The organism is Candidatus Accumulibacter meliphilus (genome assembly GCF_036625345.1).
Classification (GTDB): Bacteria; Pseudomonadota; Gammaproteobacteria; order Burkholderiales; family Rhodocyclaceae; genus Accumulibacter; species Accumulibacter meliphilus.
Map to the genome: position 1 here is coordinate 36,303 of NZ_JAZKTZ010000006.1, position 15,546 is coordinate 51,848.

Below are 15,546 nucleotides of genomic sequence, written 5' to 3' on the forward strand. Positions count from 1 at the left end.
ATCACGTTGCACCGGTGGCGACCCTCCCACAAACCGCCATGTCGCTGATAAGTTTCGCTGATATGTCGCCTGTAGAACGGTGCAAGGGATCTGACCCCTTTCTACTTTTCTTTCCTAGCTACTCCCCAGTTCGCTTCGGCCGCCGAATGGCTGCTTCCATAGCGAGGGCAACGCCGACGCCGACAAGTAGGCCCACGACTAGCCCCACGGCATTGCCGACGACCGGCACCACCGTGCCCGCGAGCGCGCCAGTGGCGGCCGTGCCAGCGACGGTGGCAAGGAAGCCGCTGGTTGCACCGATCACCAGGGCGCGACCTTCGCGCAGCGCGACCTCTTCGCCCGAGTGCGGTCCTTCTTCCGTGGCGATTTGCCAGGTCTCAACGGCAAGCGAAGCGATGCCGCCGCCCGCCGCGCCACCCGCCCCGCGCAACAACGTGCTGCGAACGGCCGTTGGTGCGCCGGCAGTGAGCGTTCGTGCCACCAATTGGCGCTGAATCTGCGCTTGGGCAGCAAATTCGGTCGCCGCCCCTGTGGTGCCACCGAGGAACCCGTAACCAGCGCTGCGCTTCAGTCGCTCCACAGCCTCGGGGTTGTCACGCCCGTCGAAAAGCATGATTCCGGTGTCGGTGATGACCGCAATCAGAGCACCAGCTGCACCGCCGCGCGGTGCCACCCCCAACGCACCCGCAGACACTCCGGCGCCCCACGAACCGTACTGCCGGCCATAGCGAGACGCGGCCAGGTATTCGGGCCCCACGATGCCCTCGGTGCTTGCCGGGCTACCGGTGCGGCTCCGCAGCTTGACGTCGGCGCGCAGATCGCCCACGCCTTCTCTGTGACCGGCCACCATGCCGGCAGCCCGTTGACCGCGCTGCTGCAGCACAGCGTCCATCTGTGCCTGCGTCATGACGTTTGCCGCCACGGCGGCATCGAGCGCAGCCACCGATTTGTACTGCGGTCCTCCCGGTGTCGACCGCGCCGGGTCGGCCGCAAGCAAGCCGTCGAAGATGGGGGTGAAAGACTGCAGCCGGTACAGCGGCTGACGGCTCTTCGCTGTCATGGGTGCCGTAGGGTTGGACAGCAGCGATTGGAACGCCGCCACGTCGCCTGGCGGGATGAGCAGTTGTGCCGACGCCAGAAAGTCCGTGGCAGTGGTCTGCCCGCCGGGCAGGTTTTGCAGCATGGTGGCGAACAAGTCCGGGCGGCGTCCTCCGGTGAGATCGCCCAGGCCCTCGGCGTAGTACCGATTTCGACCACTTGGGTCTTGAACGCTGGTCTTCAGCGATTGATTGGCGCCGGTCGGTCGGCTGCGCAAATCCACGATTGGGAAGTTGCGCTCGGCAGCGAGGTGGAGCACGTTGGCACCGCCACGCGTGTCGACCCAGCCGCGATTGTTGTAGTCGTAATGCAGTAGGTCGCCGAACAACGGGTGGCTCATCTGACCATACTCGGCCCGTTGCCCCATCCAGGTGGTGCTTGGCTGGCGCGAGAAGGCGCGCGCCTCGGCGACCTGCACTCCTTGTAGGTGGGCATCGCCACCCAGAGCACCCAGCGCACCGGCGCGGCCGGCGCGCGCCGCGAGGTATTCCCTGGGTGTCATCGCCGGAATGGCATGCGCCGCGAGGAACGCACTGAACTGCTGCTCGGAGAGAATTGGCTTGTTTCGAATGTCGATGGGCGACCCCATGGCAAGCGCCATGTCAGCCACCAGCACCTCGATGGCCGGGCCCTTCGGCACGACCTGGATCAGGCGCGACGGCGCCACATCCCAGGTCTCTTCAAGCCATTTGTGGCCCAGGCGGACGCGCCGCTCCTGTTCGCGCCCCAATACCGACGAGCCGCGGCCAGACCCGATCGCCATGGCGGCAATCAGTTCCTCGTTGGTCAGACTCTCGACATGCGACGCGCCTGCCGGTACTCCGCGATCGACAAAATCGACTCCATAAGCGGGCGGGGCAACCGCGACGCCGTTCTTTCCACTGGATGACTGTTGCGACGCGACGCCCCTGTTCTTGTTGGCTTTACTGGCCGAGGTGTGGGTTTTCACGAATGGGGTGCTCATGTCGCTTTCCCTTCCTTGCCCTGCTCGCGGCGAATGCCGCGCTGGAGCGTGTCGAGCGTAACCACGCCGTCGCCGCTCTCCAATGCCTGCAGCGACGCGTAACGAACGACATTCATGATCGAGCCGCCGCACAACTCGTACTGCGCCGCGATCTTGTCCAGATCGACGGCTTCGTCAATCCGGGCTTTTGGCGAGAATCCCTGCCGCCACAGGCGCAAGCGCTCCTCGTGGCGCGGCATGGGGAAGTAGATGATCGACTCGAAGCGGCGGGCGAAGGCCTGGTCGATGTTGTCTTTCTGATTGGAGGCGAGGATGGCGATGCCGTCGAAGGTCTCGATGCGCTGCAGCAGGAAAGAGACCTCCTGGTTGGCGTAGCGGTCGTGTGCGTCCCTGGTCTCGGTTCGCTTGCCGAAGAGCGCGTCGGCTTCGTCGAAGAAGAGAATCCAGCCCTTGTGCTGTGCCTGGTCGAAGACGCGGGCGAGGTTCTTTTCGGTTTCGCCGATGTATTTCGAGACGACCAACGCAAGGTCCACCTTGTACACCTCGCGGCCCGTCGATTTACCGAGCAGGCAGGCGGTCATCGTCTTGCCGGTGCCGGGCGGACCGTAGAACAGCGCGCGGTAGCCGGGCCGCAGCTTCGGCCCCATACCCCAGTCGTCCATCAGGGTGTCGCCGTGGCGCAGCCAGATCTCGATTTCCTGTACCTGGGTGAGCGTGCCTGGGTGCAGCACGAGGTCGCTCCATTCGAGCCGGGTCTGGATGTGGCGGGCGGGAAAATCGGCGCTCAAGTCTGGGCGCCGGGCGTAGCCGGTGGTGACCAGGCCCAGGCACTCCGCCGAGAGGCGCAGCGGCGCTTTCATCAACGGCTCGTCGCGGCTCTGCGGGACGGGCCGCAGGAGGTCATGCCGGGCGAAACAATGGTCGCGGTCGAAGATCGGTTGAAGCGCGAAGCGGGTTTCGAGATTGGTGCCCGCGAGGATGAAGGCGAGTGTTTCGCCGGTCGGCACGAAGTCCCCGTTTTCATCACGAAGGCCACCGAACTCGGTGAAGCGGCGGTCAAATGTCTTGTTCACCGTGTGGAAGATGTCGAGTAGTTGCGGTCGGAGGTGGGGCACGAGGCCGAGGACGAGCGCCACGCGCTCGACGAAGGAGAACGCGTAATGGCGCAGGAAACCCGCGTAGGCCGATTCGGGAGTGCCGAATTCGGGTGGCGCGACCTCAAAGACGCTGCTGTAACTCGTTTCCTGGCTGAAATAGAGCTTGAAGCGCGTATCGAGCAGGCGTGCGAACCACGCGAGTTCCTGTTCGAGGTCGCGCGCGTTGAGCTCGATCAGCGAGGACCTAAGCGTTTCCAGAGGTAGATTGGCACCCAAGGGCATCACCACTCGACCTGCATCAGCGCCGTCATCCACGGCAGTTTGACGATCTGGACGCTCCACGGGAAGCGGTCGAGAACGATGTCGTGCGTTTCGCGCTGCACGCGCAGCAGCCAATTCCCGTCACGCACGCTGAGTTGCCCCTGGCGCAGCAGGAAACTGCCGCGAAAGCCGGCAATCGACATCTGGTGCAGAATCGGTGCCTGCGCAATCACCGCGGTGAGCAGGCCGGTGCATTCCTCGATTTCGTCGGCGCTAATCGGCTCGCCGAAATCGAACACCTCGTCGAGCGCAATCCCGCAGAGTAACTTGTTCAGAGGCAGCAGATACTCCGGCGGCGCCTCGTCGGCGGTGGCGACGTATTGCAGCAGACCCGCCGCCCGCTGCGCCGCGGCCTCATCCCTGAAGCGCTTTTCGTCCACGAGCCCGAGGCGACCGAAGAAACTCTGCAGGAACGGCCAGAGGATGACCAGGCCGGCGTTGTCGACGTAAATCGCGTCGCTGTCACTGAAGGCCCGGTCGACTCGCGGGGTGCTTTTCGACGCGCTCGGCACCGGCTCCTGTGCCGTGCCCAAAACGTTCAGCAGCTTCGCGCCGAGTTCCGAGGAGACCGCAGTGGGCATTCCCGGCGGTGCCGATTGCTGCAGCCTCGCCGCGTAGCGGTCGACCACGCCGGGCGCAAGGAGCTGCTGCGCGAGCGCGGCGCGCACCAGTGCGGCGAGGGTGTCGATCATCGTGCTGCTCAAGTTCTCGACTCCACCATCCTGTACGACGGCAAACGCTTCGATGGCTTGCGCTTGCAGCACCGCGGGCAGGCGGCCGAAGACGGCGCCCAGCCGCTGCCACAAACCGCCGTCGGGTGCTGGAGCGGTGGGCGAGTCGAACTGTTCGAGCAGCCGCAGGAAGTGCCGGCGCGCCGACTCACTGGCCGGAATGGCGTCGCGGGTTGCCGGCAAGTCACCGCCGCTCTCGCGCCACAGAGCTTCCATGACCTCGCGCATCCAGGCCGGCACCGACACGCTGGCATCGGCGAGCACGCGATGGAGATCGGCCGCCAGTGAGTGATAGTCAAGTTGCCTGCGCCGGGCAACGCGTCGCAGAACCGCACCGAAAATACGCGGCGCCTCGGCTGCCGAAGCGTCCTCGGCGATCGCGGCGCGCAGGATCTCCTCCCAGAGGAGATGGCGCTCGGCGTGCGCCCGCTCTGCACGTGCCGACTTGCCCTGCCCCTCGCGCCGCGAGCCGACAATGGCGATGACGGCACTGCCGAGGCCCGGGCAGGCTGCGGACCAGCGCGGCGCGAGCACGGCGGCCAAGTGATCGAGCAAACCATCGGAGAACGCCCGAACGATCCGCCTCAGCGTTCGCTCGCCGTCGGCTGCAGCGACTATTGTTCGCCGAAGCGTTCGCGGGGCACGCCCGAGCAAACGCGCCACAGCGGCTGGCAGCAAATTTCGGTCGGCCACGTCGGCCCACCAGGGAACGGTTCCCGTCCGGATGAAATGTTCGAACAACTCCAGATCGGCATCGCTCTCCGGAGCATCGTCGATGGCGTCGGCCAGCCGACTGCGGAACGCCGGCGCGAAGCTGTCGGCGAATGCGGCTTCGAACGCTTCGAGCGGCAGCTCGCCGAGGTCGATCTCCAGCCTGTCGACGCGATCGATGCGACCCGGCGCGCTCAGCTCCGAGCAAATCGCTTCGATCAGCGGCAGCAGGCGCTCGCGGTAGGCGTCACGCAGCTGCGACTGGAGGAGTTGTGCCGCGTCGCGCGAGCAGCCGTGGACTTCCAGAACCTGGCGCATGATCTTGTGCTGTTGGGCGATCATCGTTCGGCGGCTGCGCTCAGGCGCCGGATCTAATTTTCACGGTCGCTTGCGCCGCAAGAACGACCGCGATTTCCGGTTTGTCGGCGCGCGCGGCAGCGACGCTGAACGTCGTGTCCGCGGCGATCGGTCCGGTCGGCAGAACGATGCTCGCCGCGTTGCCGGGAAGCGACGGGCCGATGGCTGCCTGCCCGGAAAGCAACTGGTAATCGATGCCGGGCTGGGTTTTCTCGACGACGATCTGAGCGCCCGCGTTCAGTGCGACGGCGTCGGCTGTCGCCGATACCGGCAGCGCCGCGTTCGGCCGCACCAGCACCTCAACCGCCAGCACGCGCTCGACGCGCATGCCTTGCTCGGCGACACTGGAGACGACCACCTCGAAGGCTGCATCCGCGTACAACGGCTCGCTGCCGATGACCAGTTCGCCATGGTTCCCGGTCAGCGCGGGCCCCACCGCGGCGTCTGCAAGCGTCACCTGATACTGGTCCTCGGGTTGGCTGTCGGAGATCACGATCTTCGCGCTGCTGCCGTAGTCGATAACCGTCTGCTCGGCCCGGATCGCGGGCACCGCCGCGAGCTGCGCGAGTTGTGCCATCGCCACCGCGACCTTGGTCTGTGCTTTCACCGCGCGGCAGGCCAGGCTGGTGCCGGCCGGCAAGGGCGTGATGTCGAGCAGCGGCAGACGCGGAAAAGCCCTCGCCAGGTCGGCGCCCGCGGCCAGCGGAGGCTCCGGATCGGCGGCGAGCACCAGATCTATTTCGACGCCGAGTTGATCGACGCCCTTGGCCTGGGTCACGTCGTGTTGATCCCGCTGGTGGAAATACGCCGGCAGCGGCAACTCGTCGCCTGCCGACGACGGCCGGAAGTGGTAGAAGACCCCCGGTTGACCACCGGCGACCTGCAGGCTGTTGCCGGTCTGCACGCCGATCAGCGGTACGCGCAGCGTCAGCACCCGCTCCGGGTCGGGACGTACGAGCAGCGCCGCGGCCTGGTTCAACCGGACGGCGGACAAGATGATCGCTGAAGCCGGATTGCCGGCATCGACCCGATGCTCTTTCAGCGCCTGGACGATGATCAGCGAGTCGTCGGTCAAGGACGGTATCGGCAGGCGCAGCGGCTTGCCGGTGCCGGGCACCGGACCGTCGCCGAGGGGCGCATACCCCACGGGCGTCTGCCACCTCCGCCACGCGTCGGGAGCCGTTGGCGGCGGCACTTGCACTTGCACATCCGGCCACCCCGGCACCGGCACCGTTACCGTTACCATGTCCGCACCGCCGGCGTCGCCGTGCACGAAGTCGGCGTCCGCTATTCGACGAAGGTAGGCGCGGTACTGGACACTTTTCTGCGTGGCGGCAATCTTGATCGCCGCGCCCTGACGGTAGTCAAGAATCGGCTGCGGGTCGGTCGAGACGGCGAGCTCCGGATTGGCTAGCACCTTGAGGTACAGCCTGGCATCGAGCAGATCACTCTCGTCAAGCCGATTTGCGGAAGCGGCGAAGGTCTTGGTCGCACGTACCCGAATCACGGCATCCTCGGTCATCGGGCCGGTCTGCAGACTGACCGCGCCCAGGTTGCCGGGCTTGCTTCCGGGCAGCTCGCGCTCGTCGACGATCAGCGAATACATGACTCCTTCCTGCGTCTTGTCGACCTGCACCTCGACGCTGGACTCGTAGGGAGCGATGCGCGGATCGGAAGGCTTCGGATCCGAGAGCGTGCCATCGAGCACCTGCGCTGCCAGGATGCTGATCCCCAGGCTGGTGTCAATGCCGACCTTGACCGGCGCGAGGTCGTCAAGAAGGTGCGGAATCTGCGCAGGCAGCGTCGAGCCCGCAGCTCCTTGTTTGCTCGCCAGGATGCGATAGGTGACGTCTTCCAGGACCGCCGGCGTTTTGATCCCCAGCGTGGTGTCGGCGCCGTCGCGCTTGAACTTGTCTCCGAGCGAATTTCCCTCGTGATCGAACAACTGGTAGCTGACGCCCGCTTGCGCGTTTTCAATCTGGATGCTGGCGGTGCCCCCGTACGAGACCTTGGGTGGCTCGGCGACGACGTGCAGGTCGGTCAGCGGGTAGGTGTCGGCGATCCCGAGCAGGTCGATCAGCCGATCGCGCGCGCTGCGCAGCGGGATGGCATGGTCAGGCGTGCTGCTCATCGTGCTCATCGGTCAATACTCCGTCAATACTCCAACTCGGCCAGGCGGTAGCTGCGCCATTGCTCCAGCCAGGCGCCATACGCCAGTTCGAAGGCCTGCATCTCCCTTTCCTCCTTCCACAGCACGCGGGCGCTGAGGTGTGCCGGCGTTTCCTCGAACACCGTCCGCTCCACGAACTGCCGGAAGTTGGCGTCCTGGTAGCGCTCGAGCCAGCGCGAGAAAACCAGGCTGATCTGCAGCGAGTAGGGATCGCGCAGCTGCGCGTCGCGAAACAGCGGACGACTTTGATGCACGTCGCCCGGCAGCGGACGCAGCAGGATGTGCTCGACAAGATAGAACTGCTCGTCATCGGCGATGCCGAGCTTGCGGCGCAGCGTCAATTCCAGCCCCGAGCGGTTGCCGGCGCCAACGGGTTCGAGAAGGTTGAACGCCGTACCGCGGTCACGTCCGATGCGCGGGTAATCGCGCAGAAAGGCGCGTTTGTCGCGTACCAGCCGCTCGGCGCGCGCCATGCCGTCTGACGCCCCCTCGCCGGCCTGCAACATTGCGTAGTCGTGAAATTGCTCGCCAAAGCGCGCCAGCAAGTGATCGAGAAAACGGTTCCGCCGCTGCAGGCCTGGCTTGCGTTTCGACCCGGCGGCGTCCGACGGCTCCTCGGTGATCCGCTGCAGCAGCGCGCGATGCTCATCCGGGCCCGAAACGCGAATATCGTCCAGGCCGAGCACGCCGTCGTCGGGAATGACCTGCGAGAAGTACGAGTGGTACGCGTGGTACGAATCGTCGGCACCGTCCGCATCGTTCGTATCCGGCGTTTCGTCGCGGCAAGAAAACAGCTTCCCGACGTTGGCCAACTGGGCGAATTGATTCGCCAGAAGTTGATCGTAGAACATCAGGTAGGCTTTCAATTGCTTCGCCAGAGCGTGCCGGGCTGGCGCCGCCGACTGCGGCAATCCCGCCGCGCCTATGCCGTAGTTCAGCGGAAAAAGTTCCTGGATCGAATGGTAGCTGGCCACGTGGCGGTCGCGACCTGGCGGCGGGCGCAGTTCCAGTTCATGTTCCTCGATCTGGCTGCGGGGCGCAGTGTCGCGCGTGCGCGACTCGTACAGCAGCTGTGCCGCCCGCTTGATTCCCGCCTGGTCGATCAGCATACCTCGCCTTTGCAGGCGGATTTCCGATTTCTCCAGATCGAAACGGGGGGTCTTCCTGGCGGCATCGACGGTCAGCAACCAGTCCTTGACCGCCTTGCCATCGCTATCGGTGAAATGCAGACTCTTGACCGCCAGCACTCCCGGCACGGCCATCAGTACGCGGATCAGATCCGAAACACGCACCGAGCTGCGTCGCTCGATTCCGGCCAGGTCCTCGTCGTCAATGAATCCGTGATCGAGCAGCGGCCCCTCGAAGATTTCATCGACCCGCCGGCCGCGCTCGAGCATTTCCGCCAGCGTGCGGAACGGCACCGCCGGCGAGCAGTAGCTGGCAATACTCTGGAAAATGCTCGCCAGCAGCCGCGTGGCGTCGCCCACTGCGCCGATCTCCAGCGTCGCGCCAAGCCTGATCGGCTCGTCATCGAGGACGTCGATCTCGTGCACATCCACTCCCAGCGGGCGATGGCGATGCACGCGCCGCGCCACCTCGCTGCGGATCGTGCGCGCTGCTTCCGAGCGAACCGCCGTCTCGTCGACGTCGCTCATTTCGACCCGAATCCGAAGCAGCCCTTGCACGCGGATCTCCGAAATATCAGGGCTCGGCGCCGCAGCGAGCGGGCTAGTCGCCGGGGAAAGAGCGCTCACTTCGTCCCTCCTCGCCGAATCAAAGGTCGCTGCCGGCTCGTCGACGAGGTCGATCCAGGCGTTCCTGACGCCGGGAACGTCGATCACCAGCTTGCGCAGGTCGCTGATCGTCACCGGGCTGGTCGGCAGGATCTGCGCTGGCGCGGGAAGATCCGCGCCGGGCTCGTATCCTTCGCGGGTCAGCAGGTCGGGAAGCGCGAACTGGCTCCGGTAGCCGAGATCGGTGAGCGCATAGCAGAGCTGCTCGAGGATCGTGATCCCCGGATCGTGCGTGTTGTGATCGGTCCAGGCATCGCCGGCCAGGGAGCGGACGAGCGCCATCGCTTGCTGGCGCAGCGACGGGAAATCCGGCACCGCGGCGGTCGCCGATTCAAGCACTGCGTGATTTTCGGGCTTGTCCATGTTTTGGCCGCCGCGTCAAAGCGCTCGTAGCGCCTCGATTTCCATGCGCAGCTCCCCGATCTGGGATTGCTGTTGCTTCAAGGTCTCGATCAGCGGCGCGATGAGCGCCGAATAGTTGATGCCTTTCATCCCGTCGGGACCGGTACCAACTGCCTCCGGAAAGAACTCCTCCACCTCTTGCGCGACTAGTCCCATCGCATAAGGATCGTCCTCGGCGGCGTCTTGCCACTTGAAACGAACGCCGCGCAGCTTGAGGATGTCTTCCGGCGCCTGTATCAACGGACCCACGTCCTTCTTCAAGCGCAGATCGGAGACGCCAAGGAGACTGCCGGCCCACAACGGGCCCTGTACCGTGAGTGAGCCGGTTCCCCCCCATTCCCTGCCGATGATGACTCCCTGCTTGTGCAAGAGAAACAGAATTTCGGCGCCGTCGATATGCATTCGCCCCGGGCTGTAGAGGACACCCCCTGCGGCCATGTTGATACCGCCGTTTACATTCAGCTTCGCCTTCATGTCCGAAGTGCCGATCCCGACGTTGCCCCCGGCATCGATGACAAGGCCTGTAACGCCCGCATGTCCGTTCACTATCGAAAACGAGTTTCCGCCACGAACCCCGATATCCCACCAATGGCCACTCGGTACGCCCCCGCTACGGCCCATGCGAATGGAGGCTCGAGCTTCCTGCTCGTACCATACGACGTGAGGGTTGTACAACATGATGCCGCTCGCGCCACCTTCACCTATTGTGACGTACTGGTTATTGCCGTCTCCCCATCGGTTCGTCGTCTTGACGACGAACTTATCCCATCCTCCGTCGCCACCAGTTTGGACATGTAATTTGCCCGCGGGACTGTCCGTCCCTATACCAACGCTTCCGGCGCCGACCACGACCAAGTTTCCACCGTCTATAGACAGGCGCCCGTTCGCGTTGTTGATGATCCTCATGTTGAAGTCCTGGCCAGAGCCTGTACCGTAATGGAAGTCTATGTACGGAACCACACCTGCCTGTAGGCTGTCTCCCAGTTCGATTGATCCACCTTGGTTGGATCTAGCCCAACCGCCCGAGCCAAAGCAAATGTCCGAGGCCTTGATACGACCACTCACTTCCAATGACGCTGTGGGATTCGACGTCCCGATGCCAACATTCCCAGTACTCTGATCAATGAACAGCCTGCTCTTGCCGTCGGCGTCACCGATGTCCCAACCCGGCCTGGCGGTCGCTGGGTCGTTGGCATCGACGCGCGGATTCAGGCTGAGCGTCCACGCCGGCTTGGGATCAGCGAAATTGCCATAGAAATTGATCACTTTCTTCTGGCTGGTAGCGTTGCCGTCCGCCTGTAGGCTCAGTGGCTCGTCCGGCAGCTTGACGATGCCGTCGTCCTTCGCGTTGATCATCCCGTCGATCAGGTCCTTGAAGTTGCCTTCCGTGGGAATCGCGTTCTTGACAAAAAAAGACTTCAGCGCTTTGCGGTCGAGTTTCTTGATTTCCATGGCGGTCTTTCCTGTGATCTATGGTTCGTTAGTCGAATGCAGCGACGACGAAGTCGAGCTCGATCTTCATGTAGTTGATGCCGGTGAGTCGTTCGACGCGGTAGTCGGCCTGCGAAATGACGTCGAAGACGTGCTTGCGCGCCGCGACGAGAACGTCGTCCGCGCTTTGCGCACGAACGTGATAGCTATCGCCCTCGGGGACGATGTTGAAGGTCTGGCCATCGTCCGGGCTCGAGAACAGCTTGAATTCGGCGAGGTAGTCCACGTACTCGCGGCCGTCGAGGAAATCGATGATGCTGTTGGCGTAGATGCTGCCGCCGATGACGATGTCCGCGCCTTCGTCGTAGGCCCAGGGCGACAGGAAGCGGTTGAGCTCATCGTTGAGCCGGTTCCGGCAATAGCCCTCGTCGCTGCCGGAACGAAAGCGCACGCCACAACGGACCATCACCGGAACGTAGCGCGCGTTCCTGGCCCTGACGGTGGCAAATGGCGGCGTCTTGTCCTGCAGGAAGGCGTCGATGTCGCGCAGCAGGTCAACCGGGGCCTTGGGCTCGAACGGGTTGAAGGGCAGGCGGTTGCGGATGTCCGGAATGACGATCAGCTCGATTCTGCCGGGTTCGTCCCGAGGCGCGCTGGGGTCGGCGCGCAGGCACTTCACCTTGTACAGTTGCGGAAATTTCTCGAGCACCAGCCGCTCGTAGTCCCAGACCGTCAGCGCGCGCTTCTTGTGTCGCAGCCGTTCGCTGACGCGGACGTTGAAGCTCGTGTCCTGCTCGGCCATTTTTCCGCCGAACGAGGAGTACGGCTGGCGGATGTGCGCGACGCCGGGCTGTGGCGTCACCAGCCTGGCAATGCGGCCGGCGGGAAGGGCTTCACTCAGATGTTCGGGCGCGTTGTGGTCGTCGGCAAAGGCCGCGAGCACCGCATTCGGATGAATGTCTAGGAGATCGCACACGGCGTCCGACGAACGGGCGATGGCGGCGCGTAGCCAGTAGCAGCCGCCGGGCAACCGCGTGTTGGGCGCTGCCGGTTTCAGCAACAGCTCGACGATGCCGGAATTGATCAGCCCGCGCGTGCCATCGGCGAGGAGGCTACCGTCGTGCAGCGTCAGCCAGCGGTTGCCGCTCAGGTAGCTCCATTGCACCGGCTCGGGTAGCGCGTCCGGATTCGCGCTGCCTTCGGCGACCTGGAACAACAGCGACACTCTCTGCGGAGCGTAGACGTTGCGCAAGCCGATGTACAACTCGCCCTCGTTTTCGTACTGCGGCAGGAACGGACAACCCGGCGGCGCGCCTTCGGGCTTCAGCTCGGCATAGCCGAAAGGCTCGACGTGAAAAACGCGCATCGCCGCCGTGCCGCTCGCTGCCGGGTCGAGGACGAGGTCGGCGGAGGCCACATAGTCGACGGTCAGTGCCTTGATCTTCGGCGTGTACGGTGGGTTGACCTGGTAAGTGGCGGCATTCACCGTCGGCGGGTTCTTGTTGGCAATCGCCGCCGCCATCGCCAGAGATTGCTGCAGTGCGAGCGTCGGATAGACGGCGTGCTGAAAGTCCGGCTCGTTCAATTCCCACACGAAGTAGCGGTTCCATTCGGTGACATCGGATGAGTTGGCGAGCATGTGCTCCGGGTTGCCCTGATCTTCCGGGGCCTGCAGAGTTACCGCGACCGGCTTGGTGGCGTTGTCCTTTTCGAACAGCGCGAGGCCAGGAGAAAAGTCTTTCAGCACATGGCCATCGGCTAGTCTCACTTTCGCCGTGAACTTCTGGTTGTCGAGCGGAACCTCGCTAGCTGCCACGACCAGCTTCGGGTAGTTCGCATAGTGCGCGCCGAGTGTCTTCGGCACGCCCATCCAGGTGATGTTGAAGCCGAGCGAGTCGAGCTTCTTGCCAAGCACCTCGCGATGCCCGAAGTAGAAGCGCGAACCTGTCGCCGGCTGGGTGCCAAAGGGCTCGAACGGCTTCCTGGCGTCGAGGATGGTCTGGTCGTTGCGAATGCACAGACCGGCAAGCCCTTCGACCTTGACGACCAGGCGGGCGCGGATCAGCGTCAGCTTGCCTAACGGCTGGTAACTGGTGACGTAGCAGGAATCCTCGTCCTTCCAGATCGGCTTGAGCATCAGCCGCACAACCGGCACCGGCATTTCGACGCCGTGCACTGCGAGCGTTGGCGGAAGGAGCGGCGGTTGGCTCTCCGAGAGGACCAAGCGGAACATCACCGCGCGCAACTTTGTGACGCCCACGTCGCGCTGCTCGCGATAGTCCATCGCTGGATCGTTCCAGGTGATCTCCACGGACAGTGGTTCGATCCAGCCCTTGGCAGTACTCATCTGTACATGGAAGGGGTTGAAGGTCGCGACGCTCGGGGCTTTATCCGTTGGCGCGAGCAGCCCTCGGACTTTCTCGGGATCGAAGCTCTGCGGGTCGGCGGCGAAGCCGAGCGTCAAGTCTATCGTCCGCTTTCCCTCGGCAAGGGCCAGTAGCGGCGACGACATCGCCCAACCAATTAGCGGCGCCGGAACGGGCAGCTCGGCGCGGCGCTGCTCGCCGCAGCCGAAAGTTTTCCAGCGTGGCAAGGCCTCAGGCTCCGCCTGTGCTGGCTGTGCCAGGACCGCTCTGGCGTCCGCCGCGGCATAGAGATTGCGCCATTCGACTTTCTCGGCGACGGGCTCTTTGAAGTTCTCCCGGTTGCGCTGGGCGATTTCGAGCATGTGGTAGACGCGACCCCAATCGGTAGACTCGATCGTCCTGGCGATGTTGGCGAGGTATTGCTGGTCAGGTGCGCTTAGCTTGAGTGCGCCAAGCCCTGCGAGCGCCTGGTCAACATTCTCGATCCTGTCGAGACCGAGCACCTCGAGCAGTAGGTCGCGCAAAGCCCATGTGCCATCGTTTACGGCGATGCCGGGCTGCGCAAGGGTCGCGAGCGCCTTGCGCCGCCGTGCGTAGATCATTTCCCGGTGCGCCGCGTCGACGATCTCGTAGACCTTCTGCCAATTCCGATCTTCGACCGTCCCCGCAACGGACATGATGAACATGAAGTTCTCAGCCGACATGAAGAAGTAGCGCTCGATGGCGAGGAACGCCTCGAAATAGGCATCGATGCCGCCGGGGAAGTCGAAATGCGGGGCGACGGTCGCCACGGTCGCCAGCTTGCTGTCGAAATCGTGCGCTGCGCGCTCGACGGGGGGCAGCTGGAAGTTGGAATCCTTGCGCTTGCCGGCTGTTTCCAGTAGTTGATTGATCGCTTCCCATTGGTTATCCAGCTTGAGCACCTTGATGTCCATCATGGCCTTGAAATCGGCCAGCGTCAGCGGGCTCAGCGCTACCTCAAGAAATGCCTCCACGTCCTCGGGCCGCTTGCAGTACGCGGCGTAGGCCTCCTCCACACTATCGACCTCGGGCAAGCCATTGAACAGCATTGCCAGCTGCTTGTTCAGCGCGGCCTCCAGGTTGGCCGTGAAACGGCTCGAAGTGATCGGATCGATCTTGAAGGCCGGGTCGCGCCTCCTACCGGCTTCGGCGAGATAGCCGTTGATGCTCTGCCAGTCCCCCGCATCGCTCTTCGCGCGCAGCTGCTTCAAGCGCATCAGCTCGCGGAAGTCGGCGAAGATCGACATGCCCAGCCCGCTGTCGACGATAGCGATCAGATCGCGGGCCGTAACGAGGTTTTCGAAGCGCACGTCCGACTTGGCAGGCGGCACACCCGCATAGATCGGCAGCGGCAGCGGATCGCCGGGATTCGGCTGACCGAGGGCGATTCTCAACATCGCCACGAACGCTTCCTCGGGAGTGCCGCGCAGCAGATACTCGCGGCGCGCCTCGCGAATGCCGATGTGCCTGATCTCGGTATGCAGCGAGCTGACTTGCGCCACCTGCACCTGACTGGCGATCAGCTCGTTGTTGGTGCGGTAATGGAGGTCCCTGCCCAGGCGGTCCTTGCCGGCGCGCAGTGCCGTTCCCGGAGGCAGTTGCACGGCCTCCGTACGACCGTCGAGCTCGACCAGCACATGGACCTGGTCGGGAACCGCGCGCTTGCGGATCATCCTCAGGACGTCGCGGTAGAAGAATTCGAGATGCCGCCCGGTCAGGGTGTTGAGTTGCGCGCGCGTGTTCTCGAGCAGCTTGAGAAAAGTGAGCAACAGGGCAAAGTGCGGCCGCGCGTACGCGCTCGCAGCCTCCGGCGCAAATTTCTCCGGCTCGTCCGCATAGCGTGCGGCCAGGTCGAGGTCGATGGAGCCGACGAAGCCGCCCCAGTCTCCCTGTGCCTGATCGGGATCATCGATGCCGAAGTACTTCAGCTCGCGCGCGTAAGCTTGCACGAAAGCCAGCAGCTCACGCGTCGTGCGTTCGTCGACCCGGACAGAGTCCGGATCCAGCTCACGCAGAATCCGGCCCGACTGGCTGGTGCCGTCGTGCGCTTGTGGAAGCGTCGCCTGCTGGTCGTTTGCCATGCC

General features: G+C 64.2%; 7 protein-coding genes. All 7 read right to left on the bottom strand.

Annotated features, from left to right (window positions below; genetic code table 11):
* Positions 1 to 118 precede the first annotated feature (118 nt).
* Genes V5B40_RS13230 through V5B40_RS13260 form a run of 7 tightly spaced genes read right to left on the bottom strand, consistent with a single transcriptional unit; the run spans position 119 to position 15,543 of the window.
* The gene (locus V5B40_RS13230; protein WP_332354938.1) at positions 119 to 2,062 is read right to left on the bottom strand and encodes a hypothetical protein; all 1,944 of its coding nucleotides are present in this window, start codon (positions 2,060 to 2,062) and stop codon (positions 119 to 121) included.
* Entirely contained in the window at positions 2,059 to 3,441 is a 1,383-nt protein-coding gene (locus V5B40_RS13235; protein WP_434735874.1) for an ATP-binding protein, read from the bottom strand. Before V5B40_RS13235 ends, V5B40_RS13230 begins: the two co-directional genes overlap by 4 nt.
* Positions 3,441 to 5,264, bottom strand: a complete 1,824-nt coding sequence (locus V5B40_RS13240) for a contractile injection system tape measure protein (protein ID WP_332354940.1) — start codon at positions 5,262 to 5,264, stop codon at positions 3,441 to 3,443. Before V5B40_RS13240 ends, V5B40_RS13235 begins: the two co-directional genes overlap by 1 nt.
* A 16-nt stretch (positions 5,265 to 5,280) precedes the next feature.
* Positions 5,281 to 7,419, bottom strand: coding sequence for a hypothetical protein (locus tag V5B40_RS13245; RefSeq protein WP_332354941.1), 2,139 nt, complete (start codon positions 7,417 to 7,419; stop codon positions 5,281 to 5,283).
* Positions 7,420 to 7,433: 14 nt separating this feature from the next.
* Complete coding sequence (locus V5B40_RS13250; RefSeq protein ID WP_332354942.1) at positions 7,434 to 9,605, bottom strand: hypothetical protein; 2,172 nt, start codon at positions 9,603 to 9,605, stop codon at positions 7,434 to 7,436.
* Positions 9,606 to 9,620: 15 nt separating this feature from the next.
* The gene (locus V5B40_RS13255) at positions 9,621 to 11,096 is read right to left on the bottom strand and encodes a tail fiber domain-containing protein (protein ID WP_332354943.1); all 1,476 of its coding nucleotides are present in this window, start codon (positions 11,094 to 11,096) and stop codon (positions 9,621 to 9,623) included.
* Positions 11,097 to 11,124: 28 nt separating this feature from the next.
* Positions 11,125 to 15,543 carry a hypothetical protein gene (locus V5B40_RS13260; protein ID WP_332354944.1) on the bottom strand — a complete coding sequence of 1,473 codons (4,419 nt, stop codon included), beginning with the start codon at positions 15,541 to 15,543 and terminating at the stop codon, positions 11,125 to 11,127.
* Positions 15,544 to 15,546: the final 3 nt, after the last annotated feature.

Excerpts from the sequence above, each read along its gene's own strand:
- V5B40_RS13230 (WP_332354938.1), bottom strand. The coding sequence starts at position 2,062 with ATGAGCACCCCATTCGTGAAAACCCACACCTCGGCCAGTAAAGCCAAC.
- V5B40_RS13235 (WP_434735874.1), bottom strand. The coding sequence starts at position 3,441 with ATGCCCTTGGGTGCCAATCTACCTCTGGAAACGCTTAGGTCCTCGCTG.
- V5B40_RS13240 (WP_332354940.1), bottom strand. The coding sequence starts at position 5,264 with ATGATCGCCCAACAGCACAAGATCATGCGCCAGGTTCTGGAAGTCCAC.
- V5B40_RS13245 (WP_332354941.1), bottom strand. The coding sequence starts at position 7,419 with ATGAGCACGATGAGCAGCACGCCTGACCATGCCATCCCGCTGCGCAGC.
- V5B40_RS13250 (WP_332354942.1), bottom strand. The coding sequence starts at position 9,605 with ATGGACAAGCCCGAAAATCACGCAGTGCTTGAATCGGCGACCGCCGCG.
- V5B40_RS13255 (WP_332354943.1), bottom strand. The coding sequence starts at position 11,096 with ATGGAAATCAAGAAACTCGACCGCAAAGCGCTGAAGTCTTTTTTTGTC.
- V5B40_RS13260 (WP_332354944.1), bottom strand. The coding sequence starts at position 15,543 with ATGGCAAACGACCAGCAGGCGACGCTTCCACAAGCGCACGACGGCACC.